The 20,221-nt window shown below is 70.1% G+C and carries 18 protein-coding genes; 10 read left to right on the forward strand and 8 right to left on the reverse strand.

The genetic code is table 11. The annotated features are described in order from the left end of the window. Positions 1-35: 35 nt before the first annotated feature. Both BKA15_RS24340 and BKA15_RS24345 read left to right on the forward strand, forming a co-directional pair. Positions 36-1,061 (forward strand): alpha/beta hydrolase, encoded by a 1,026-nt coding sequence (locus BKA15_RS24340; RefSeq protein WP_179755198.1) that lies wholly within the window; start codon positions 36-38, stop codon positions 1,059-1,061. Positions 1,062-1,134: 73 nt separating this feature from the next. After that, positions 1,135-2,478, forward strand: coding sequence for a UTP--glucose-1-phosphate uridylyltransferase (locus BKA15_RS24345; RefSeq protein WP_179758676.1), 1,344 nt, complete (start codon positions 1,135-1,137; stop codon positions 2,476-2,478). Between the two features lie 456 nt (positions 2,479-2,934). Here the strand turns inward: BKA15_RS24345 and BKA15_RS24350 are convergent, their stop codons facing one another. Then, the gene (locus BKA15_RS24350) at positions 2,935-4,248 is read right to left on the reverse strand and encodes a right-handed parallel beta-helix repeat-containing protein (RefSeq protein ID WP_179755200.1); all 1,314 of its coding nucleotides are present in this window, start codon (positions 4,246-4,248) and stop codon (positions 2,935-2,937) included. Between the two features lie 92 nt (positions 4,249-4,340). Between BKA15_RS24350 and BKA15_RS24355 the strand changes: the two genes are divergently transcribed. Then, positions 4,341-4,691 carry a hypothetical protein gene (locus tag BKA15_RS24355; RefSeq protein WP_179755202.1) on the forward strand — a complete coding sequence of 117 codons (351 nt, stop codon included), beginning with the start codon at positions 4,341-4,343 and terminating at the stop codon, positions 4,689-4,691. A gap of 16 nt (positions 4,692-4,707) precedes the next feature. On the opposite strand, the gene mscL is transcribed toward BKA15_RS24355, so the two are convergent. The 3 genes from mscL to BKA15_RS24370 form a co-directional block, all read right to left on the reverse strand. After that, entirely contained in the window at positions 4,708-5,067 is a 360-nt protein-coding gene (gene mscL / locus BKA15_RS24360; RefSeq protein WP_179755204.1) for a large conductance mechanosensitive channel protein MscL, read from the reverse strand. 69 nt (positions 5,068-5,136) lie between these two features. Continuing rightward, entirely contained in the window at positions 5,137-5,784 is a 648-nt protein-coding gene (locus tag BKA15_RS24365) for an SAF domain-containing protein (protein WP_179755206.1), read from the reverse strand. Between the two features lie 104 nt (positions 5,785-5,888). Then, positions 5,889-6,272: an FmdB family zinc ribbon protein gene (locus BKA15_RS24370; RefSeq protein WP_179755208.1), complete on the reverse strand. Its 384-nt coding sequence runs from the start codon at positions 6,270-6,272 to the stop codon at positions 5,889-5,891. A gap of 101 nt (positions 6,273-6,373) precedes the next feature. On the opposite strand from BKA15_RS24370, the gene BKA15_RS24375 reads away from it, so the two are divergent. Then, positions 6,374-8,920 carry a penicillin acylase family protein gene (locus BKA15_RS24375; protein ID WP_179755210.1) on the forward strand — a complete coding sequence of 849 codons (2,547 nt, stop codon included), beginning with the start codon at positions 6,374-6,376 and terminating at the stop codon, positions 8,918-8,920. Here the strand turns inward: BKA15_RS24375 and BKA15_RS24380 are convergent, their stop codons facing one another. Then, positions 8,921-9,577, reverse strand: a complete 657-nt coding sequence (locus BKA15_RS24380; RefSeq protein WP_179755212.1) for a TetR/AcrR family transcriptional regulator — start codon at positions 9,575-9,577, stop codon at positions 8,921-8,923. An 85-nt stretch (positions 9,578-9,662) separates the two neighbouring features. Between BKA15_RS24380 and BKA15_RS24385 the strand changes: the two genes are divergently transcribed. The 4 genes from BKA15_RS24385 to BKA15_RS24400 all read left to right on the forward strand — a co-directional run bounded on the left by BKA15_RS24385 (position 9,663) and on the right by BKA15_RS24400 (position 15,309). After that, positions 9,663-11,282, forward strand: coding sequence for an MFS transporter (locus BKA15_RS24385; protein WP_179755214.1), 1,620 nt, complete (start codon positions 9,663-9,665; stop codon positions 11,280-11,282). Between the two features lie 122 nt (positions 11,283-11,404). After that, positions 11,405-14,614, forward strand: coding sequence for an isoleucine--tRNA ligase (gene ileS / locus BKA15_RS24390; protein ID WP_281385309.1), 3,210 nt, complete (start codon positions 11,405-11,407; stop codon positions 14,612-14,614). 81 nt (positions 14,615-14,695) lie between these two features. After that, positions 14,696-14,890 (forward strand): FitA-like ribbon-helix-helix domain-containing protein, encoded by a 195-nt coding sequence (locus BKA15_RS24395; RefSeq protein WP_246323159.1) that lies wholly within the window; start codon positions 14,696-14,698, stop codon positions 14,888-14,890. Next, on the forward strand, positions 14,887-15,309 hold the full coding sequence (locus BKA15_RS24400) for a type II toxin-antitoxin system VapC family toxin (protein ID WP_179755218.1): 423 nt from the start codon (positions 14,887-14,889) through the stop codon (positions 15,307-15,309). The genes BKA15_RS24395 and BKA15_RS24400 overlap by 4 nt, the downstream gene beginning before the upstream one ends. 6 nt (positions 15,310-15,315) lie before the next feature. On the opposite strand, the gene BKA15_RS24405 is transcribed toward BKA15_RS24400, so the two are convergent. After that, a complete protein-coding gene (locus BKA15_RS24405; protein WP_179755220.1) occupies positions 15,316-16,155 on the reverse strand; it encodes a class I SAM-dependent methyltransferase in 840 nt (279 codons plus the stop codon). 174 nt (positions 16,156-16,329) lie between these two features. Here BKA15_RS24405 and BKA15_RS24410 point away from each other — a divergent pair, with 174 nt between their 5' ends. Then, positions 16,330-16,986: a winged helix-turn-helix transcriptional regulator gene (locus BKA15_RS24410; protein WP_179755222.1), complete on the forward strand. Its 657-nt coding sequence runs from the start codon at positions 16,330-16,332 to the stop codon at positions 16,984-16,986. Positions 16,987-17,005: 19 nt separating this feature from the next. Further along, positions 17,006-17,839, forward strand: coding sequence for a Pr6Pr family membrane protein (locus BKA15_RS24415; protein ID WP_179755224.1), 834 nt, complete (start codon positions 17,006-17,008; stop codon positions 17,837-17,839). A gap of 2 nt (positions 17,840-17,841) precedes the next feature. Here the strand turns inward: BKA15_RS24415 and BKA15_RS24420 are convergent, their stop codons facing one another. Together BKA15_RS24420 and BKA15_RS34995 are read right to left on the reverse strand one after the other, a co-directional pair. Beyond that, positions 17,842-18,882 (reverse strand): aldo/keto reductase, encoded by a 1,041-nt coding sequence (locus BKA15_RS24420; protein WP_179755226.1) that lies wholly within the window; start codon positions 18,880-18,882, stop codon positions 17,842-17,844. A 56-nt stretch (positions 18,883-18,938) separates the two neighbouring features. After that, on the reverse strand, positions 18,939-20,213 hold the full coding sequence (locus BKA15_RS34995; RefSeq protein ID WP_246322415.1) for a serine/threonine-protein kinase: 1,275 nt from the start codon (positions 20,211-20,213) through the stop codon (positions 18,939-18,941). Positions 20,214-20,221: the final 8 nt, after the last annotated feature.

Below are 20,221 nucleotides of genomic sequence, written 5' to 3' on the forward strand. Positions count from 1 at the left end.
CGCGGAGGGTCCGATCCTCCGTAGACTTTGCGCACATGGCGGTCCGAATCAAGAGCCGGATCATCGTCGCCTGCGCCTGGCTGGTGCTGGGCGCGGCGATGATCATCGTTCCGACCCTGGTAGCGGTGAACGCGCTGCGGGCTACCCTGGCCGGGCATCCGGTCAATCTGATCTTGACCGTGATCTGCCTGGTCATCGGCGTGATCGGGATCGCCTGGGGGATCGGCAGCCTGATCCTCGGCGAGCGCTACGACCAGTTCGACCGGAGCGGTCGGCGCCCCCGGCAGCGCACGCCGGAGGAGATTCGGCGGCAGCTGAACCGGCGGATCGCGCTCGCCGTACCGGCCATGATCATCGGGCTGGTGCTCGTCGTCGCGGTCGGGTACGCGAGCCCGCGGGTGGCGGTCGAGCCCGCGCTGGGTGAACTCCGGTCGGACGAAACGGTACGAGTCGTCGACAAACTCACCTGGTACGAGCTCGTACCCGATCGCCGGGACCGCCACGACAACGTGATCGAACCGACCACCGGCTTTGTCTTCTACCCGGGCGGGCGGGTCGACCCGCAGGCCTACGCGGCGATGCTGCGGCCGCTCGCCGAGGCCGGCTACCTGGTCGCGGTGCTCAAGGTGCCGCTGTCGCTGGCCATGATCGACATCGACCACGCCCGGTCGGTGATCAACGTACATCCCGAGATCGACGCCTGGGCGGTGGCCGGCCACTCGGTGGGCGGGGTCGCCGCGGCCGCCTACCTGGACACCGACGAGCGGGTGGACGGGCTGGTGCTCTACGCCTCGTACCCGTCGGCCAAGATCAAACGCGACGACTTCCAGGCCCTGTCGCTGTTCGGGTCGGCCGACGAGCAGACCACGCCGGCCCGGGCCGACGCGGCGAAGGACCTGCTGCCGCCGAAGACCCGCTACGTGACGCTGGACGGCGCGACGCACGACGTCTACGGCGACTACGGCGGCGAGACCGGCGACGCGGCGGCGGACCGGGACCTGCGCGGCGTGATCATCAAGGAGACCACCGAACTGCTGAAGGCGATCAAGCCCGCCCCCTGACCCGTTCGGCGAGAACGGTGCTGCCCTACGATCGGTGCCTGTGACCGACGGATTGCAGCGAGCCCAGCAGAAGATGGCCGAGGCCGGCGTCGCCGAGCAGGCGATCAACGTCTTCACCGACTACTACCGACAGCTGCAGCAGGGCAGCACCGGCTACATCGCCGAGGACTCGATCGAGCCGCTCACCGATCCCGACCTGCTCAGCGAGGTCGAGCTGGATCCCGAGGACGCCCGGCGGGCGATCGACCAGACCGTGATCATCAAGCTGAACGGCGGGCTGGGCACCTCGATGGGCCTGGACCGCGCCAAGTCGCTGCTGCCGGTGCGCGACGGCGCGACCTTCCTCGACCTGATCGCCGGCCAGGTGCTGGCCGCCCGCGCCGAGCACGGCGCCCGGTTGCCGCTGATCTTCATGGACAGCTTCCGGACCCGGGACGACACCCTGGAGCGGCTGCGCCGGCACCCGGAACTCGCCGTCGCAGGGCTCGACCTGGACTTCCTGCAGAATTCCGAACCGAAGCTGCGCGCCGACGACCTGACCCCGGTCGAGTGGCCGGCCGACCCGAGCCTGGAGTGGTGCCCGCCCGGGCACGGCGACCTGTACCCGGCGCTGGCGGCCTCCGGCCTGCTGGACCGGCTGCTGGAGCAGGGCTTCCGGTACGCCTCGGTGTCCAACTCCGACAACCTCGGCGCGGCGCCGAACGCGACCATCGCCGGCTGGTTCGCCGCCAGCGGGGCACCGTACGCGGCCGAGGTGTGCCGCCGGACCGCCGCCGACCGCAAGGGCGGTCACCTGGCGATCCGGAAGTCCGACCGGCGGCTGATCCTGCGCGACACGGCGCAGACCTCGGCCGACGAGATGGACTACTTCACCGACGAGCACCGGCACCCGTACTTCCACACGAACAACCTGTGGTTCGACCTCGAGGTGCTGGCCGCGACCCTGGCCGAACGCAACGGGGTTCTGGGCCTGCCCATGATCAGGAACGAGAAGACGGTCGACCCGACCGACCCGTCGTCGCCGAAGGTGATCCAGGTCGAGTCGGCGATGGGCGCCGCCGTCGAGGTGTTCGACGGTGCCACCGCGATCGGCGTCGGCCGGGAACGCTTCCTTCCGGTCAAGACGACGAACGACCTGCTGCTGCTCCGCTCCGACGCGTATCGGGTCGCCGACGACGGCCGCTTGGTCAGCACCGCCGACCCGATGCCCCTGGTCGACCTCGACCCGGCCCACTACAAGACGATCCAGGCCTTCGACGAGCGGATCCGCGTCGTGCCGTCGCTGCGGGAGGCGACCCGGCTCTTCGTCCGCGGCGACTGGACCTTCGACCAGCCGGTACGGGTCGTCGGCGAAGCCGTCCTCGACGGCCCCGGCGGCCAAGTCCCACCCTTCCTTCCCCCAACCCCCGCCGACTAGTCACCAAAGCAGCGGTTTTGACGGCGTGTCGCTGCAGTGCTGACTGGTCGGCGCGACGCGGCGCGGCGCGACGCGGCTCGGACGTGGACGAGGCCCGGGCCGTGACGGGTTCCGGGCGTGTGGCGATCCCCCGATGGTCCCGGGTGCCGTGTCGCGATTTCTCTTCTGATGGGGCGCACCGGGCGATTTCAACCTTGAACCGTCCGGCGCCAAGAGAAATCGCGACAGCGCGAGGGTGATGGCAGCCGTTCAACCGGGTGGTCTCGGGTTTCGATCGTCGGGGCGCCGGATGACGGTCGTCGAGTCGACCCGCTGCTGCCGCGGCCCGCTCCAAGCCGGCCAGGCCGGTGCCGACGCTGACGTCCTAGCCCGTCGATCCCCGGTCACTCGCCGCACCGACCGGTCACCTGCGCAGCGACACGCCGCAAAAACCGCTGCGTTTGTGACTGGTCGGCGTTAGGGGGTGGGGTGGGCGTACTTGGCCCAGAGGTCCTCGGCGGGGAGCGAGGTCTCCTTCCCGGAGAGCTTCGGGGCTGCCGGCTTCGCGGACCGGGCGGCCTCCGGCAACTGCGGCTGCTCGGGCGGCTTGATCACGTCGCGGAACGAGACACCGCGCGGCGCCGACGGCTGGCTCCACTTCTCGCCGGACGCCTTCGCCCCGCCCTGCGGGCAGGCCCAGATGTGGTCCAGCCCGGTCGGCAGCGTGGTGCTGAAGTCGTTGCCGTCCAGGCAGTTGCCGGAACCGGGGGCGCGTTCGGTCGCCACGTAGGCAAGATCGACTTCGTTCTCCCGAGCGACGTTGCCGGTGAGCCGGTTGTCCAGCGGGGCGATGTCCTCGGAGGAGGAGATCACGATGCCGGCGGTCGGGTGGCCGGTGATCAGGTTCTTGCTGATCTCGTTGTCCTGGCCGCCGGAGATGCCGATCCCGATCCCGTAGCCGCCGTCGGCCTGCTCCGGGGTCTTCTCGGCGTCGTTGTCGGCGATCAGGTTGCCGGCGATCAGGGCCTTGCGCTGCGGGACGTACGCCTCCTGGTAGTCCGACAGCAGCGTCAGCCCGATCCGGTTGTTGGTGAATCTGTTCCGCACCACCGAGACGACGTTGCTCGCGTTGGCCTGACCGTAGCCGACCGCGTTGTATTCGGAGATGTTGTTGCGGACGACGATGTTGCAGTCGTCGCACTGGCCGACGTAGAGGCCGGCGTCGGCGTGCCCGGAGGCGTAGTTGTTCTCGATCACGCCGTTCTGCGAATCGAAGGCGTAGATCCCGTACCGGCCGTTGTTGGACGCGGTGACGTAGCGGACCGCGAAGCCCTGCAGGGGCGGGAACTTCTTCTCGTCCAGCCGTCGGTAGCCGTCGCTGCCGCTGGCCAGACCGCCGTTCTCGTCGACCAGGCCGGTGACCAGGACGCCGTTGAGGTTGAAGCCGCGGACGGTCAGATTGGCGATCGTCACCCGCGGAGCGGTGACCACGATCCCGTTGCCGCGGAGGCCGCCGCCGTCGATGATCACCGCGTTCCGGTCGGTCCCGACCAGGGTCACGTCGGCGGTCTTGATCGCCACGCTCTCGCCGTACGTTCCCGGCGCCACTTGGATCGTGTCGCCCGGCCGCGCCGCGTCGGCGGCCTGCTGGATCGAGGTGGCGTCACCGGGGACCTTGATGGTCACCGGGCCGTCCCCGGGCGGTCGGACCTCGACCTCGGGCTGGCCGCAGCCGCCGGTCGCGACCAGCACGACCAGCACCACGGCGAGAGCCCAGCGGCGTAAGAGCATGGGGGACAACTTACCGGGGTGGCTCATCCCCGGTGGCCCACCGGGAGCGGAACCGCAGCCGGGCGCTCCAGCCAACACCTACCATTCCGAGCATGTCCGATGTCGACCCCGCCCTGGCCCGCGCGGTCGGGTACGCCCTCACCGGCGGCGACCCGGCCCCGACGGGCCCGGCGATCCGGCCGGAGGACCTGATCGGGCAGCTCGGCGGTACGGAGCGAGTGCGGGCCCATGCCGCCGCGGTCCGCGCGGCGGGCGAGCCGTGGCCACACCCGGTCCCGCCGGAACTCCGGTCCGGCCTGGGCGCGGCCCAGCTGCACGCCGCGATCGAGCGGGCACGGCAGCAGATCGACCCGCCGCCGAGCCGCCCGGTGCGACGTGCCGCGGCACCGGACGCCGATGATCTCCGGCTGCTCCGCGAGGTGCCCCCGCATCACGGGGACTGAGCCGGGAGCCTGGCTTTCAGCTCCGGCGGTCGCGCAGCAGGTCGCGGATCTCGGCGAGCAGCTCCTCGGTGGTCGCGGCGGCCTCCGGCTCCTCCTGCTTGAACCGCTCACGCAGCCGGTTGTACGGCAGCACGATGCCGAAGTAGACCACGAACGCGATGATCAGGAACGTGATCAGCGCGGACAGGAAGGCGCCGATGTTGATCCCGCCGACCGCCACCGTGCTGAAACTGTCGACGTTGGCGACCTTGCCGACCAGGTCCAAGATGATGTTGACCAGAGCCGTGACCACCGCACCGAAGGCCGTGGCCATGACGACCGCAACGGCAAGCTCGATGAGGTTCCCTCGCATCAGGAACTCTTTGAAGCCCTTCACCCCTGCTCCTCCTTGGCGATATCGCTGACTGGGCCGCCCGTCGTCGCTGCGACCAAGATCACCAGGACCCTAGCGGAGCAGCACCGTCAGGGTCGAGGAACCGGCGGCTCGAGCCAGTTCGGCGGCGGTCTCGGCGTCGGCCTCCACCAGCAGTAGCACGCCGCCGGTGTCCCGGGACACGTCACCGGCCGCCGGGATGGTCACGATCCGGGCTCGCTCGACGACGGTCCGGACCGGGCCGCCCTGCCCGTCGGCGGCCAGGACGTCCACCCGGTCGCCGGGCCGCAGCACCGCCGCGAGGCCGGAATCGGCGAGCCGGACCGGGGCCAGCACTCGCCCCGGACCGACCGACTGCTCGCCGAGCAGGTCGTAGCCGGTCAGCACCTGCCCGGCCGGCACCGGCGCGACGACGAGCCGGCCGACCACCTGATCGGGGTCGGTCAGTGCGTCGTCGGGAACCGAGCCGGCGGCGACGGGCGATGCCCGGACCTGGCCCTCGGTGACCGGGCTGCCGCCGGGCAGCAGTTCGGTGGCTCGGAGCACGGTGACGGTGTCCGGCGGCCGCGGGGCCGCGGCGTTGATGCCGGTCAGCACCGCGAGCACGGCCGCGACGACGGCGAGCTTGCGCCGGTGCCACGACACGGCGCGGGCCAGGCTGCGCCAGGCGTGACGGGGACCGGCCTGACGGGGACCGGGCTGGCGGGGATGGGATCGCACGATGACCTCCTCGGGTTCTCGCCGGGGAGGTTAAGCAGGAAGACGCGGACCGTTCAGGCTGTCCACAGATGCGCGACGGTCGCCGTACCTGTGGACAAACGACCTCAGGCGGCGCCGGCGCTGACCTTCGAGCCGGAACTGCTGGTGCCGGAGCTGCTCGAGGTCGAGGAGCCGGACTTGGCCGACCCGGAGTCCGACGAGGACGAGGACGAGGTGGAGGAGTCGGCCTTCTTCGACGAGTCGGACTTGCTCTCGCCGGACGACCCGGAGGCCGCCTCGGACTTCGTACCGCTGCCACCGGACTTGCCGTCGGACCGGCTGTCGGTGCGATAGAAGCCGGAACCCTTGAACACGACGCCGACGGCGTTGAAGACCTTGCGCAGCGAACCGGAGCACTCCGGGCAGGTGGTCAACGGCGAGTCGGTGAACTTCTGCACGATCTCGAGCTCGTTGGTGCACGCGGTGCAGCGGTACTGATAGGTAGGCATGTGTTCGGGTTCTCCTCCCGGGCCCGGTCTGTGGTGCCCGCTGGCACTCAAGCATACCGACTGCTAATCGCGCGGGCGAGTCGAACCAATAGGCTGACCCGGTGCCTCGTCGCTTGCCGCGCTGGTTGATCCTGACCGTCATCGTCGTCGTGCTCGCGCTCGGCGGTCTGTCCAGCCTCGGTGTGACCACGGTACGGCGCTCGTTCCCGCAGACGGAGGGCCAGCTCTCGCTCCCCATGCTGTCCGGGCCGGTCGAGGTGCTGCGGGACGCGCGCGGGGTGCCGCACCTCTACGCCGACGACCCGCAGGACCTGTTCGCGGCGCAGGGCTTCGTGCACGCCCAGGACCGGTTCTTCGAGATGGACGTCCGGCGGCACATCACGGCGGGTCGGCTCTCGGAACTGTTCGGCCCGTCCCAGGTGAACACGGACGCCTTCATCCGGACCATGGGCTGGCGCCGGGTGGCCGAGCAGGAACTCGAGCTGCTCTCGGCCAAGACCCGGCGCTATCTCGATGCGTACGCCTCCGGGGTGAACGCCTACCTCCGGGAACGCGGCACCGGCGACCTGTCCCTCGAATACGCCCTGCTCGGCGTCCAGGGCCTGAACTACCGGCCGGAGGACTGGACCGCCGTCGACTCGCTGGCCTGGCTGAAGGCGATGGCCTGGGACCTCGGGGCGAACCGGCAGCAGGAGATCGATCAGGCCCTCACCGCCGCTGCGGTCGGCAGCGAACGGGCCGCGGAGCTGTGGCCGAGCTATCCGATGCACGAGTTCGGGCCGATCGTGGACGGCGGCAAGGTGAGCGACGGCGCCTTCCAGCCGGGCGGACCCGGGACGGGGGCACCGGCCGCGCTCACCGACGCCCAGCGGCGGTCGGCGGTCCCGGCACTGGAGACGGTCCGGCGGATCTCGGCGGCGCTGCCCGAGCTGGTCGCGCCGGAGGGTCTGGGTGCCGAGGTCGGCTCGAACTCCTGGGTGGTCGCCGGCTCGCGGACCGAGTCCGGGAAACCCTTGCTGGGCAACGATCCGCACCTGGCGACGTCGATCCCGTCGGTGTTCGCCCAGGTCGGGTTGCACTGCCGGGTGGTCTCCGACGCCTGCCCGTTCGACGTCAGCGGGTTCAGCTTCGCCGGCATGCCCGGCGTCGTGATCGGCCGGAACGCCAAGATCAGCTGGGGCCTGACGACCAGTTACGCCGACGTCCAGGACCTTTATCTGGAAGAGATCCAGGGCAACACGGTGCGGGTCGGCGACGCCTTCCAGCCGCTCGAGGTACGGACCGAGCAGATCACCGTACGCGGCGAGGACGAGCCGCGGACCTTGATCATCCGGTCCAGCAAGCACGGCCCGCTGCTGTCCGATGTCGATCAGGACCTGCAGCAGCTGTCCGGCGGTCAGCCCGACGACGGCAAGAACTACGGGATCGCGCTCAACTGGGTCGCCCTGACGCCGAGCCGGTCCATGGACGCGATCTTCGATCTCAACCGGGCCGGGGATTTCGCGCAGTTCCGGAAGGCGCTGGCGCGGTTCGGTGCGCCCTCCCAGAACATCGTGTATGCCGACGTCGAGGGCAACATCGGCTATCAGCTGGCGGGCCAGCTGCCGTCGCGGGGGAAGGGTGACGGCCGCACTCTCGCGCCGGGCTGGGACCCGGCCTACGACTGGCGCGGCCTGCTCCCGTACCAGGCGCTGCCGTACACCCTCAATCCGCCCGCCGGCTACCTCGTCGCCGCCAACCAGCCGATCGTCGGCCAGGACTACCCGTACCGGCTCGGTTCGGACTATTCGTACGGGTGGCGCAGCCAGGAGCTGGCCGACCGGCTGGCCAACGCCGAAGGCCTGACGCTCGACCAGGCCGAGCAGCTCTTCTACATTGACACGAACCGGTTCGCGGCCGACCTGGTGCCGCTGCTGCTCAAGATCAAGGTCGACGATCCGTGGGTGGCCGAGGGGCAGAAGACCTTGGTGGGTTGGGATTACGGGACGCCGGCCGACTCGGCGGCGGCCGCCTACTTCAACGTCGTGGTGAACAACCTGCTGGAGCACACGTTCCGCGACGACCTGCCGGAACGGCTCTGGCCCGCCGGCGGCGATCGTTGGTACGCGGTGCTGTCCCGCCTGCTCGAGGACCCCAAGGCGGACTGGTGGGACGACAAGACGACACCGGACGTCACCGAGCGCCGCGACGATCAACTGCAACGGGCGATGATCGAGGCCCGCAAGGAGATCACGTCCAAGATCGCCCGGGACACCGACCACTGGGAATGGGGCAAGCTGCACCGGGTCACACTGCGCCACCAGACCCTCGGCACCAGCGGCATCCCGCCGGTCGAGGCGCTCTTCAACCGAGGCGACTTCGCGGCGCCCGGCGGGCCGGCCGTGGTGAACGCCCTCGGCTACAACCTGCGGAACCCGGAGCCGTACCGCGTGATCAACGGGCCGACGATGCGGATGCTGATCGACCTCGATGATCTTGATCGCTCCCGCTGGGTCAACCAGTCCGGCGTCTCCGGACACGCCTACCACCCGAACTACGACGACCAGACCCAGCTCTGGGCCCGCAACGAGACCTGGCCGTTCCTGGCCGGCCGGGACCGGGTTGAGGCCGCGGCGACGCAGCGGCTGGAGCTCCGGCCCGGCCAGTGATCAACGGGCGGCGCGCCGTTCCACACCGTCCAAGATCAACTTCAGGTCGAACTCCAGCCAGCGTTCGGTGTCGCCCTCGACGAAGCCCTGCACGATGGGCTCCAGCAGGGGATGATCACCACTGTCCAGCGCAGTCAGCTGCTGCCGCCACCACTCGGCGGCGTCGACGCCGGTGGCCTCGGCCAGGCGGCGCTCGGCGATGGCCTGCCGCGCGACACCCTGCACGTGCACGGTCACGGCCATGATCACACCGGTGGTGTCCTGGGCCGACAGCCCGAGTTCGGCGATGGCCGAGTAGGCCCACTCCATCGCGCGCACGGTGCTCGGACCGACCGGCGGCCGGCTGGTCGCGGACGCCACCAGCGTCCAGGGATGGTCCAGATACATGGCCCAATCGGTCCGGGCCAGCACGGTCAGGCTCTGCCGCCAGTCCAGGTCGGAGTGGTCGGGATAGGAGTAGCGGTCCGACACCGTGTCGACCATCAGCCCGATCAGGGCCTCTTTGTTGGGTACGTGCCGGTAGAGCGACATCACCCCGGTGCCCAGCCGTTCGGCGATCGCCCGCATCGACACCGCGTCCAGGCCGCCCGCATCGGCCAGCGCGATGCCGTGCTCGATGATCGCGCCGACGTTCAGGATGCCTCGTTGTACCGCCATGGGTTGGCAGTCTAGCGAACCCGTGCGTATAGTGTACGCAATCGGTGCGTACGCCGTACGCAAACTTGGCCGCAAGGAGGATGCGATGGCACGGGCCGGCACCCGGGAATGGCTCGGACTGGCAGCTCTGCTGCTACCGGTGGTGATCACGTCGATGGACATCTCGGTGCTCTATCTGGCGGTGCCGCGGCTGTCCGAGGACCTGCGGCCGAGCGCCGGCGAACTGCTCTGGATCCTCGACGTGTACGGCTTCCTGCTGGCCGGCCTGCTGATCACCATGGGCAACCTGGGCGACCGGATCGGCCGCCGCCGGTTGCTGATGATCGGCGCCGCGTTGTTCGGTCTGGCCTCCGCGCTGGCGGCGTTCGCGGCCAGCCCGGAGCAGTTGATCATCGCCCGCGCCCTGATGGGGATCGGCGGGTCGACCCTGATGCCGTCGACGCTCTCGCTGATCCGCAACCTGTTCCACGACGACGGCCAGCGGGCCACCGCGATCGGCCTCTGGAGCGCCGCGTTCGCCGGCGGGTCGGCGCTCGGCCCGGTCGTCGGAGGCGTGCTGCTGCAGTTCCTGCCCTGGGGTTCGGTGTTCCTGATCAACATTCCGGTGGTGCTGATCATGCTGGTCGGCACCGCGCTCCTGGTGCCCGAGTACCGGCACCCGCGGCCGGACCGGCTGGACCTGATCAGTGTCGTGCTGTCGATCGGGGCGATCCTGCCGATCGTCTGGGCGATCAAGCACGCCGCCGAGCGGCTCGCCGTCGACGGCTGGACCGCGCTGGCGCTGCTGATCGGGATCGCGGCGGCGGTCACGTTCGTCCGGCGGCAGCAGCGCCTGTCGACGCCGCTGGTCGACCTCGATCTGATCCGGCGGCCGGCCGTCTGCGGGTCGGTGCTCGGCGGCATGATGTCGCTGTTCGCCTTGCTGGGCGTGAATCTCTATCTGAGTCAGTACCTGCAGCTGGTGCTCGGACTGGATCCGCTGCCGGCCGCCCTGTGGACCCTGCCGGGCATGATCACCGTCGCGGCCGGCGCCGTGCTCTCACCCCGGCTGCGGGACCGGATCGGGGCACCGCGTACGTTCCTGGTCGGCTTCGCCACGGCGGCCGCCGGGGTGGCGGTGTTGATCTTCACCCCCGACACGGGCGGACTACCGGTGGTGGTCGCCGCGGAGTTGATCTTCGGGTTCGGGCTCAGCACCGCGCTGACGATCGCGACAGACCTGGTCGTCGCTGCTGCACCGCCGGACCGGGCCGGCGCCGCCTCGGCGATCTCGGAGACCGGCAACGAACTCGGCGCCGCGCTCGGCGTCGCGGTGCTCGGCTCGGTCGGCACCGCGCTGTACCGGGCCGGCATCGGGGCGGCGCTCCCGGCCGGGCTGCCCGGCCCGGTCCGCGAGACCGCCGAGGCGACCCTGGCCGGCGCCGTCGGCTCGGCCCGGGAGCTGAGCCCGGAGCTGGCCGAGACGATGATCACCGCGGCCCGCTCGGTCTTCGTCGACAGCCTGTCCGCGGTGGCGCTGTCCGGGGCCTTGGTGCTGGCGGCGCTGGCCGCACTGGTCCCGCGGCTGGTCCGGCGGGCCGGAACCGTCCCGGAGGAAAAGGATGCGGCGACCGGCGGCCGGACCGAGCTACCATCGTCCCAGCACGGCGTTGACCCGGCCATCACCGGCGAGCCTCCGGAAGAACCAGCGCGCAAGCTGAAGTAGAACCGGACGGGTGGGCCCGTCACAGCCCGCGACGAGTGGTCGCTCCGGCCCGTCCCGGAACGGCAAGCGAGGTGGTACCGCGGTGGTGACATCGTCCTCGGCCCAGTTGGACCGAGACGAGGATGATCATGAACTACCCGAAGGCGACCACCGGTGATCACGACAAGGTCCCGTCCGGCCTGCGCCTGCCCGAGCTCGAGGAGCGGGTGCTGGCGTACTGGCAGACGGACGACACCTTCCGGGCCTCGATCGACCAGCGCCCGGCGGGCGAGCGGGGATCGAACGAGTTCGTCTTCTATGACGGCCCGCCGTTCGCCAACGGGCTGCCGCACTACGGGCATCTGCTCACCGGCTACGTCAAGGACGTGGTGCCGCGGTTCCAGACGATGCGCGGGCGCCGGGTGGAGCGGCGGTTCGGCTGGGACACCCACGGGCTGCCGGCCGAGTTGGAGGCGATGAGCCAGCTCGGCCTGAAGAAGCGGGACGAGATCCTCGAGCTCGGGATCGCGAAGTTCAATGCGGCGACCCGGGAGTCGGTGTTCCGCTACACCGAGGAATGGGTCCGGTACGTGACTCGGCAGGCCCGCTGGGTCGACTTCGACAACGACTACAAGACGCTCGACCGGGACTACATGGAGAGCGTGCTCTGGGGCTTCAAGACCCTGTACGACAAGGGATTGGTGTATCAGGGCCTGCGCGTGCTGCCGTACTGCTGGAACGATGAGACGCCGCTGTCCTCGCACGAGCTGCGGATGGACGACGACGTCTACCAAGATCGCGAGGACCCGTCGGTCACGGTCGGGCTGCGGCTGGAGACCGGCGAGCTGGCGCTGGTCTGGACCACCACGCCGTGGACCCTGCCGTCCAACCTGGCGATCATGGTCGGGCCCGGGATCGACTACGTCGTCGTCGAGTCGGGCGGCGAGCCGTACCTGATCGCCGAGGTGCTGCTGGGCACCTATCCGGAGCTCGCCGAGGGCACGATCGTCCAACGCCTGAAGGGATCCGAGCTGGTCGGCCGGTCGTACACGCCGCCGTTCGACTACTTCGCCGGCCACGCCGGCGCGCACCGGATCGTCGCGGCCGACTTCGTCACCACCGACGAGGGGACCGGCCTGGTGCACAACGCCGGCGCGTTCGGCGAGGAGGACCTCGAGGTGGCCCGGGCCGAGGGGATCGAGCCGGTGCTGCCGGTCGGCGCCGGCGGCCGGTTCACGGCGCCGGTCGACGAGTACGCCGGCCTGCTGGTGCTGGACGCCAACCTGATGATCATCGACGACCTGCGGGCCGGCTCGGGGCGGGTGTCGGAGGGCACGGTGCTGCTGCGCAGTGCGCCGTACGTGCACTCCTATCCGCACTGCTGGCGCTGCCGGAACCCGCTGATCTACAAGGCGGTGACCAGCTGGTTCGTCGCGGTCACCAAGATCAGGGACCGGATGGGCGAGCTGAACCAGCAGATCGGTTGGGTGCCGGAGCACATCAAGGACGGCCAGTTCGGCCGTTGGCTGGCGGGTGCACGGGACTGGTCGATCAGCCGGAATCGCTTCTGGGGAAGCCCGATCCCGATCTGGGTGTCGGACGACCCGGCGCATCCGCGGATCGACGTGTACGGGTCGGTGGCCGAACTGGAGGCCGACTTCGGGGTCCCGGTGCCGGACCTGCACCGGCCCTACATCGACCAGCTGACCCGACCCAACCCGGACGATCCGACCGGCCGGTCGACGATGCGCCGGGTGCCGGACGTGCTGGACGTCTGGTTCGACTCCGGGTCGATGCCGTTCGCCCAGGTGCACTACCCGTTCGAGAATGCGGACTGGTTCGATGATCATTTCCCGGGCGACTTCATCGTCGAGTACGTCGGCCAGACCCGGGGCTGGTTCTACACCATGCATGTGCTGGCGACCGCGATCTTCGACCGGCCAGCCTTCCGGACCTGCCTCAGTCACGGCATCGTGCTCGGCAGCGACGGGCAGAAGATGAGCAAGTCGCTGCGCAACTATCCGGACATCTGGGAGGTGTTCGACCGGGACGGTGCCGACGCGATGCGCTGGTTCCTGATGTCGTCGCCGATCCTGCGCGGCGGCAATCTCGTGGTGACCGAGCCGGCCATCCGCGAGGGCGTCCGCCAAGTGATCATCCCGCTCTGGAACACCTGGCACTTCTTCGCCCTGTACGCCGGCGTGGCGCGCGGCGGCCGCGGCTACGACGCCAAGATCATCGAGGACGCGGACCACGTCCTGGACCGCTACATCCTGGCCCGGACCCGGGCGTTCGTCGCCGCCGTCGGTGATCATCTGGAGGCGCTGGACATCGCCGACGCCTGCGACGACGTCAAGGACTTCCTCGACACATTGTCCAACTGGTACGTCCGGCGGTCCCGGGATCGCTTCTGGGACGGCGAATCCGAGGCTGCGCTGGCCGCCTTCGACACGCTCTACACGGTGCTCGAGGTCGCCGTCCGGGCGATGGCGCCGCTGCTGCCGCTGGTCGGCGAGGAGATCTGGCGCGGCCTGACCGGCGGCCGCTCGGTGCACCTGACCGACTGGCCCGGCCTTGATCGCCCTCCCGGCGACGACGCGCCGGCCGACGACGCGCTGGTGGCGGCGATGGAGCGGGCCCGGACGATCTGCTCGACCGCGTCGGCGCTGCGAAAGGCGGCCGGCCTCCGGGTCCGGCTGCCGCTGGCCCGGCTGACCGTGGTCGCCGCGGACGCCGCGTCGCTGGCCGGGTTGACCGAGGTGATCGCCGCCGAGCTGAACGTTCGCGAGGTCGAACTGCTGGATCCGGCGCAGGTGGATCCGGCGACGCTGGGCGTACACACCGAGCTGCGGGTGGACGCCCGCGCGGCCGGGCCTCGGCTCGGCCGTGATGTCCAGACGGCGATCCGGGCCAGCAAGAGCGGCGACTGGTCGATCGACGACGCCGGTCGGGTCACGGCGGGCGGGATCGCTTTGCTGGAAGGGGAGTACGCCGTGCACACCGTCGCCGACCAGGCCGGCGCGGATGATCAGCGTGCCGTGGCGTTGCTGCCGGAGGCAGGATTCGTGATCTTGGAGACCGCCGTCACCCCGGACCTCGCCGCCGAGGGTCTGGCCCGCGATGTCGTACGCGCCGTGCAGCAGGCCCGCCGCGACGCCGGCCTGAAGATCACCGACCGGATCGAGCTCACCCTGTCCGGTGATGACGGCGTCCGATCGGCGATCCAGACCCACCGGGACCTGATCGTCGGCGAGACCCTGACCGACCGGCTCGCCGTCACCGAGCCGACCGGCGGCGACACCGTCGACGTCGGCGAGGGCCAGCAGATCGGCATCTCGATCGTGCAACAGTGATAGCATTGTTGCAGAGGGGTGAAGCTCATGACCGCGATCACGATTCGAAAGCTGCCGGACAGTGCCAAACAACGACTTCGGATGCGCGCGGCCGCGAACGGTCGGTCGATGGAAGCCGAGGCTCGGACGATCCTGCTCGACGCGCTCGAGTCCACCGGGCGGGTCGACCTGACCTGGATCGAGGCGTTGAAGGCGGCCGGCGATGAGTTCGGTGGAGTCGAACTGGTGGTGCCCGAGGACGAGCCGGCCACGGCGGCGGACCTGACCAAGCCGTGATCATCCTCGATACGAACGTCATCTCCGAGGTGATGCGCGGTCGGCTTGCCGAACCGTCCGTGTTGAACTGGCTCGGAAGCCTGCGGGACCGGCCCGTGACCACCGTGATCAACCGGGCGGAGATCATGGCCGGCGTCGCCCTGCTGCCCAGCGGCGGTCGGCGGGATCGACTGTGGGATGCAGCCGTTGCGGCCTTCGACCAGCTGGGCACCTGTCTGCCGCTGGTGCCCGAGTGCGCCTCCGTCTACGCGGAGATCGTCGCCTCCCGCCGCGCGGCCGGGCGGCCGATCGGCGGTATGGACGCCCTGATCGCGTCGATCGCCCGCGTGGCTGGGGTCGGAATCGCCACCCGCGATGTGGACGGGTTCGCCGACCTCGGGTTCGAGGTGATCAACCCTTGGGAGCCCGACGGCGACTGAGCCCGGTCAAACCTTCTCGGCCAGCACCACGAGGTATTCCCACGGCATCGATCCGGCGGACTGGTACCGGTCCACCAGATCGACCAGCGCCTGGTCGAGGGCGGCGACCCGGTCCGGGTCCTCGGCGATGGCGCGATAGGTGACGATGGTCGGCCCGTAGTTGAGCTTGAAGTAGTCCCGGAACGCGGCGCCGTCGGGGAAGTGGTCGACGACGAGTTCCTGCCGGTGCACGGTCAGGCCGCGGACCCGGTCACCGAACAGTTCCCGGAGATGATCTTCGTCGCCCCAGCGCGGCGGCGGCTCGGCGCCGGGCGGCGGAGGCGGCGCGTACGGCTTCATGGTGGCGAACAACTGCCCGATGAAGCCCTCCGGCGTCCAGTTGATCATGGCGATCCGTCCTCCGGGCCGGCAGACCCGGAGCAGTTCGTCGGCGGTCCGCCGGTGGTGCGGGGCGAACATCGCCCCGATGCAGGACAGCACCACGTCGAAGTCGGCGTCCGCGAAGGGCAGCGCCTCGACGTCGGCCTCCTGCCAGGTCAGCCGCACGCCGTGCTCGGCCGCGAAGCGCTCACCGGTGGCGAGCAACTCCGGTGTGAGGTCGGTGGCGACGACCTCGGCACCGGTCAGCGCGGCCGGGATCGCCGCGTTGCCGGTGCCGGCGCCGGTGTCCAGCACTCGGTCGCCCTTGGTCACGCCGGCCGCATCGACCAGGAGCGGCCCGAGCGGCGCGACGACGTCGGCCGCGACGGCGGGATAGTTGCCGAGCGCCCACAGGGCGCGGTGCTTGGCCTTGAGTGCGCGGTCGGCCTCGGTGTCGGCGGGACCGCCGACGGTCTGTTGGTTCATGGTTCCCCCTGAGTGGTGGTGAGTTCCGATCGGCTCAACGGTCCTCCCGGCGGGCGGCCGCCGCCAGTGCCAGATCTGTAGCGGCATCGGTTCCAGATCTGTACCGAAGGTCCCTGGTGCGGCGGTCCGCCCCGGGTTCTACTGATGTTGCGGGAGTTCGGGGGGAAGAAGACGATGACGTCGTACGGGCAGTTCTGTCCCATCGCCAAGGCGATGGAGGTGTTGGACGAGCGGTGGACGCTGCTCGTGGTCCGGGAAATGCTGCTCGGCAGCACCCGGTTCAACGAGCTCCGCCGCGGCGTTCCGAAGATGTCGCCGGCGCTGCTGTCGAAGCGGCTGCGGACGCTGACCCGGGCCGGCATCGTGACCCGGACGCCGGCCGGCTACAGCCTGACCACCTGCGGCGCCGAGCTGGTCGACGTGGTCACCTCACTCGGCATCTGGGGCACCCGGTGGATCGGCGAACTGGGCGAGCAGGATCTCGATCCGCACCTGTTGCTCTGGGATCTGCGCCGCACCGTGCCGGTCACCGCCTGGCCGCGCACCCGGACCACGGTCGCGATCCGGTTCGACGACATCCCGCGGGCCAAGGACTGGTGGCTGGTCGTCACCGGCGACGACGCCGACCTGTGCGACTACGACCCCGGCTTCGAGGTCACCGTCACGGTCCGCACCGGGCTGGCCACGCTGACCCGGATCTGGCGCGGCGACCTGTCCTGGGAGGCCGCGCTGCGGTCCGGCCGGGTGACGCTCGACGGTCCGGAACAGGCCCGCCGCGCGCTGCCGACCTGGATCGGCCAGAGCACCCTGGCGGCTACCCCACGACCCTGAGGTCACTAGGCTCGCCCGGGTGAAGAAGCCCAACCCGGCGTTCGTGATCTTGACCGCACTGTGGCGGATCGGCATCGCCGTCTGCGCGTTCGCCGGCTGGTGGCTCTACGGCCACGACCCCGAGGAGCTTCCGTTCCTCACCCAGAGCGGCAATCTGCTGGTCGCGATCGTGTTCCTCGGTCTCGCGTTCTACTACCCGATCGCCAGCTTCGCGACCGGCCGCGAGCCCGGCCGGGGCAAGTTGCGCGGGATGATGACGCTGCTCCTCGTCATCGTCGGTGGCACCTACGTCGGCGTGATGGAGGGCGACCTCGAGGAGCTGCACAATCTGCTCACCCACGTCGTGACACCGCTGCTGGTGCTGCTCGACTGGTGCTTCATCGGCCGCAGCCAGAACCGGGCCCGCTGGTGGCACCCGTTCATCTGGATCCTCGTCCCGGCCGTCTGGATGATCGGCTACACGCTGACCGACGGCTACGAATGGGTCCGCGGCGGCAGCCCGCTGTACAGCTTCCTCAATCCCGAGCGGAGCAGCTTCCCGATGGTGGCGCTCGGCATGGTGGTGGCCGGGTTGGTCGCCGGCTTCCTGCTGTACGGAATCGCCAAGATCAAGAACGCCCTGTCCCGGGCAGTCCGCGGCCCCGAGCAGCCGGAGCAGCCACAACGGCCGCCGAATCCGTACCCCCAGCAACTTCCTCAGCAGCAGTGGGGCGGACCGCCGCAACAGCCCGGCCCGTACCAGCCGGTCCCGCAGCAGGGCTACCCGCCCGCTCCCCAGCAACCCCTACCGCAGCAGCCCGTACCGCAGCAGCCCGGTCCCTATCCGCCCGGGCCGCCGCAGCAGGGCTACTGAAATTAGGCCAGCGCCTGCGTGATCGAGGCGATCTGATCGTCGGTCAGCGTGACCTTGCCGGCCTGCGCGTTGGACTCCAGCTGCGCGACGTTGGAGGAGCTCGGGATCTGCGGGCCCATGCCCGGCAGCGTCAGCAGGTACGCCAGCGCGAGCTGACTCACCTCGAGGTCCCACTCCTTCGCCAGCCCGGCCAGCCCCTGCACCTTGTCCAGCTTCCCCGCTACCGCCTCCAGCGAACCCTCGTCGTGCAGCCGGTCGCCGGCGCCGACCTTGGCCGGATCGAGGTAGCGGCCGGTCAGCAGGCCCCGCCCGAGCGGGGAGTACGGCACGTAGGAGATCGCGTTCTCGGCGCAGAACTTGAGCACGCCGGCATGATCATCGGTCTCGCCGTCGACCGGGTTGTACTGATTCTGCACCGCCACCGGGCGGCAGCGCCGCGAGATCCGGCCGGCCACCTCGACCAGCTCGGTCAGCTCGTCGACGGAGAAGTTGGACACCGCGAGATAGCGGACCTTGCCGGCCCGGACCAGGTCGTCGATCGTCTCCAGGCTCTCCTCGACCGGAGTGCCCGGGTCCGGCCGGTGGAAGTAGAGCACGTCCAGGTAGTCAAGCTGCAGCCGGGCCAGCGACGCGTCCAGCGCGTCGATGATCGCGCCGCGGGACAGCCCGCAGTGGTTCGGGGTGTAGCCGTCCATGCCGCCGTGCACCTTGGAGGCGAGCACGACGTTGCGGCGCTGGTCGGGGTTGGCCTTGAACCAGCGGCCGATGATCCGCTCGGAGTTGCCGGAGCCGTTGTTGTAGCGGTTCGCCGTGTCCCAGAACGTGACGCCCAGTTCGATCGAGCGGTCCAGGATCTCGAAGCTGCCCGGCCCGTCCACCCGGGACCCGTCACCGGTGTCGGGGTAGCCGAACTTCCAGGTGCCCAGACCGATCGCCGCGGCCGCCAGGCCGGAGCCGCCGAGCTTGCGGTACGGCATCTGCTGGAAGCTGTCCATCGCGTACGGGACGTCGTAACGGTCGGGCCTGGGTGTGAGGTGATCCATGGCCATGATCTTCACCGATCGTGAACTGACCCGGCCATCGGGGGTCCGCCCGGTGGTCAGCCGTTGAGCGCGGTGATCGTGACGAACAGCGAGATCGCGAACAGCGCCAGCGCGGCCAGCCCGATCAGGATGTAGAACATGATCGGCCGCTGGGTCGTGCCGGTGTCGCTCGTCTCGCGGTCGGGCGGCGCCTGCTCGACGTAGTGCTGCTGCGGCTGGTGCTGCGGCAGGTACGGGTTCGGCGGGTAGCTGGGCGGCTGGGTGCCCGGCGACTGGTAGCCGTACGCCTGCTGCTGGTAGGCGGGCGGCTGCCCCGAACCGGGCGGGCCGATCATGCTGGTCGGGCTGCCGCCGGACTGCACCGGCGGCGACGTGCCCGGGCTGTGCGGCGTCGCCCCCGGTCCCGGAGGAGTTGTGCCCGGGCTGTGCGGCGAAGGGTTCTGCAGGTACGCGGTCGCCGGCGACGGCCGCAGCGTCGTGGATTCGGGCAGCGGGCTGACCTCGGCCGACGCGGCGTGCATCTGGTCGGCGATGCTGTCCAGCGCCTGCGCCAGCACCTCGGCCGACGGCGGCCGGCGCTGCGGATCGGTGGACAGCCCGGACACCATCAACGCGTCCAGGATCGGCGGCGCACCGAGCCGTTCGGCGATCGGTTCCGGGTCGGACTGCGGGCCGCGGCCGAGGATGTCGGCGAGCGAGCGGACCTTGAACGGCGGCTCACCGGTCAGCATCGCGTACGTCAGCGCGGTCAGCGAGTAGATGTCGGCCCGGTGATCCAGCGTGCCGATCCCGGTGGCCTGTTCCATCGCCATATAAGAAGGCGTGCCCGCGGTCATCGTCGCTCCGGCCGCGTCGATCATCGACTTGGCCACGCCGAGGTCGGCGATCAGGACCAGCGTCTCGCCGTTGGCGCCGCGGCTGATCAGCAGGTTCCCCGGGGTGACGTCGCGGTGGATGATGTCGTTGTCGTGCAGCACCTGGAGCGCCCGGCAGCCCTCGGCACACAGCCGCAGCGCCCGCTCCGGCTCGACCCGGCGCTTCCGCAGGTCGTCCAGCGAGCCGCCGTCGATGAAGTCCATCACGAAGTACGGCCGACCGTCGTCCAGCGTGCCGATGTCGTACACCTGGACGATCCGCTTGTCCCGGATCCTGCGCATGATCCGCGCCTCGGCGAGGAAGCGCTGCCGGACGTCTTCGTTGGCGGACCAGTTGTCGGCCAGCACCTTGATGGCGACCGGAACGTCGAGGCTGTCGTCGTGGCCCAGGTACACGGTCGCGAAGGACCCGGCGCCGAGGCGCCGGACCAGGCGGTAGCGACCGATCGTCTCCATCGTCAACA

Source organism: Microlunatus parietis (genome assembly GCF_013407955.1).
Lineage (GTDB): Bacteria > Actinomycetota > Actinomycetes > Propionibacteriales > Propionibacteriaceae > Microlunatus > Microlunatus parietis.

Coding starts and splice junctions, on each gene's coding strand:
- BKA15_RS24420 (WP_179755226.1), bottom strand. CDS start 18,882: ATGGATCACCTCACACCCAGGCCCGACCGTTACGACGTCCCGTACGCG.
- BKA15_RS24395 (WP_246323159.1), top strand. CDS start 14,696: ATGCGCGCGGCCGCGAACGGTCGGTCGATGGAAGCCGAGGCTCGGACG.
- BKA15_RS24340 (WP_179755198.1), top strand. CDS start 36: ATGGCGGTCCGAATCAAGAGCCGGATCATCGTCGCCTGCGCCTGGCTG.
- BKA15_RS34995 (WP_246322415.1), bottom strand. CDS start 20,213: ATGGAGACGATCGGTCGCTACCGCCTGGTCCGGCGCCTCGGCGCCGGG.
- BKA15_RS24405 (WP_179755220.1), bottom strand. CDS start 16,155: ATGAACCAACAGACCGTCGGCGGTCCCGCCGACACCGAGGCCGACCGC.
- BKA15_RS24385 (WP_179755214.1), top strand. CDS start 9,663: ATGGCACGGGCCGGCACCCGGGAATGGCTCGGACTGGCAGCTCTGCTG.
- BKA15_RS24370 (WP_179755208.1), bottom strand. CDS start 6,272: ATGCCTACCTATCAGTACCGCTGCACCGCGTGCACCAACGAGCTCGAG.
- BKA15_RS24380 (WP_179755212.1), bottom strand. CDS start 9,577: ATGGCGGTACAACGAGGCATCCTGAACGTCGGCGCGATCATCGAGCAC.
- BKA15_RS24410 (WP_179755222.1), top strand. CDS start 16,330: ATGACGTCGTACGGGCAGTTCTGTCCCATCGCCAAGGCGATGGAGGTG.
- BKA15_RS24355 (WP_179755202.1), top strand. CDS start 4,341: ATGTCCGATGTCGACCCCGCCCTGGCCCGCGCGGTCGGGTACGCCCTC.
- BKA15_RS24345 (WP_179758676.1), top strand. CDS start 1,135: ATGGCCGAGGCCGGCGTCGCCGAGCAGGCGATCAACGTCTTCACCGAC.
- BKA15_RS24350 (WP_179755200.1), bottom strand. CDS start 4,248: ATGCTCTTACGCCGCTGGGCTCTCGCCGTGGTGCTGGTCGTGCTGGTC.
- ileS (WP_281385309.1), top strand. CDS start 11,405: ATGATCATGAACTACCCGAAGGCGACCACCGGTGATCACGACAAGGTC.